The following is a 1,711-nucleotide window of genomic DNA, read 5'->3' on the forward strand; positions in this document are numbered from 1 at the left end:
CGTGTTGGGCAGTGTCACGATGATCCTCTTCCTGTCTCCCAGCAAGCCTAGCTTCACCGGGGAGGCTGCCTCATCTCAGCCTGGCAGACAGGGCAGCGGCTGCCCTACGTTCATTCCTACTCAAGCAGGACTGGGCCGAGGTCCTGCGTCGTGCGCCGGCCGACGCCAGCGAGACATTCTTGGTCTCGCATGCCGGGCACGTCGGACTGGCCATCGCGCCGCCGTTCGTTGACCGCCAGTCGCTGGTGGTCTTCGACCCCCTGCAACTGCGCCGGCTCGCGCCGAGTCTCCAGAGTGCGCTGGCCGCCGCGCACGCCGACATCGCACCCGTGGTTACGCCGGCGACCGTCTCCGCAGTGCTGGCCTTCCTGACCGCGCAACCATGGCCGTCGGGCAGCCACAAAGAACCGTCGCTCGAACAGGCCGGCGCCGAGATGCAAGATCGCTACCGCGAGTTTCTGACACGCGAGCCGTATCTGCGACCAGCCGAGCACAACGTCCCTGACGCGTAGGCCTCCAACGAAGCCATCCGCAGGCGGCGGCTAAGGTCCGCGTCGTGACGAACGATGATGAAGGCGTGTCCGGCACCGGCCGTATATGCGGCTGGCCGATGCCCTGGAGGAGGGGCCGGCGGCGCACGGTTTCGGCATTGATCAGCGCTGGACCCTGGCCCGGGTGTCGGACCTGATCGTCCGGATGTTCCGTATCCGGTACACGCTGCGTGGCACGGCGAACATCATGTACCGGCTGGGCTGGTCGGTGCAGGTCCCCGCGCATCGTGCGGTCGAGCGGGACGAGGCCGCGATCGTCACCTGGCGGCGGGAGACGTGGCCGGCGGGAAAACGGTAGCGGCGCAGCGGCAGGCGTGGCTGGTCTTCGAAGACGAGGCCGGCCAGACGCTGCGCCCACCGAAGGCGCGCACCTGGGGACGACGCGGGCACACCCCCGTAGTCCCGGTGTCGGGCAAGGGCTCCGGCCGCGTCTCGATCGCCGGGCTGACCTGTTACCGGCCCGGCCAGCGGTCCCGGCTGATCTACCGCACGATCGTGCATCGTGGCCGCAAGAACGAGCGGCGCAGCTTCAGCGAACGCGATTACATCGCCCTGCTGGATGCCGCCCACCAGCAGCTCGGCGGCCCGATCGTGTGCGTCTGGGACAACCTGAACACCCACGTCTCCGCCGCCATGCGGCAGATGATCGACGCCCGGGACTGGCTGACGGTGATCCGGCTACCGGCCTACGCCCCGGACCTGAACCCCACCGAGGCAGTGTGGTCGCACCTCAAACGCAGCATCGGCAACCTCGCCGTGACCGGCGTCGATCACCTCCTCGCGATCATCAAGAACCGACTCAAGAGCATCCAGTACCGCAACGACCTGCTCGACAACTTCCTCGCTCACACCGGACTGACACTCGAACCCGACACAACCTGACCATTCAAGATCTGTAGCTGCGGGTGTCGATGCTATTCGTGCGACGGGTTGGGTGATCGCATTATCTGTCTGTTATGGTCAGTCGTGGACGGGCAGGCTCCGCCGCCGCCAGGTCCTCACCGCACCCGCCACACCCGGCCGGTTCGTACTCGAACCGCTCGTGCGGATCAGTCACCTGCCGCTACGTGCGGCCCTCATGACCAGGCTGCCCACCCGGGCGCCGACCCGACCGCGTGCGCAACGACTTCGGCGCCGGCTTGGCCAGCCCGTCCGACGAC

General features: G+C 67.6%; 4 protein-coding genes. 3 read left to right on the forward strand and 1 reads right to left on the reverse strand.

Translation table 11 applies throughout. The annotated features are described in order from the left end of the window. Positions 1–179 precede the first annotated feature (179 nt). The 3 genes from AB0G14_RS35555 (at position 180) to AB0G14_RS35565 (ending at position 1,433) form a co-directional block, all read left to right on the forward strand. Positions 180–512 (forward strand): hypothetical protein, encoded by a 333-nt coding sequence (locus tag AB0G14_RS35555; RefSeq protein ID WP_357705181.1) that lies wholly within the window; start codon positions 180–182, stop codon positions 510–512. Between the two features lie 85 nt (positions 513–597). Continuing rightward, positions 598–849 carry a winged helix-turn-helix domain-containing protein gene (locus AB0G14_RS35560; protein WP_357705183.1) on the forward strand — a complete coding sequence of 84 codons (252 nt, stop codon included), beginning with the start codon at positions 598–600 and terminating at the stop codon, positions 847–849. Then, positions 828–1,433, forward strand: coding sequence for a transposase (locus AB0G14_RS35565; RefSeq protein ID WP_357705185.1), 606 nt, complete (start codon positions 828–830; stop codon positions 1,431–1,433). The genes AB0G14_RS35560 and AB0G14_RS35565 overlap by 22 nt, the downstream gene beginning before the upstream one ends. 181 nt (positions 1,434–1,614) lie before the next feature. Here the strand turns inward: AB0G14_RS35565 and AB0G14_RS35570 are convergent, their stop codons facing one another. After that, complete coding sequence (locus tag AB0G14_RS35570; RefSeq protein ID WP_357705187.1) at positions 1,615–1,698, reverse strand: hypothetical protein; 84 nt, start codon at positions 1,696–1,698, stop codon at positions 1,615–1,617. Positions 1,699–1,711: the final 13 nt, after the last annotated feature.

Source organism: Micromonospora sp. NPDC023814 (assembly GCF_040639595.1).
GTDB lineage: Bacteria > Actinomycetota > Actinomycetes > Mycobacteriales > Micromonosporaceae > Micromonospora.

What these genes read in the sequence shown, in the direction of transcription:
- AB0G14_RS35560 (WP_357705183.1), top strand. Translation starts at nt 598, where the DNA reads ATGCGGCTGGCCGATGCCCTGGAGGAGGGGCCGGCGGCGCACGGTTTC.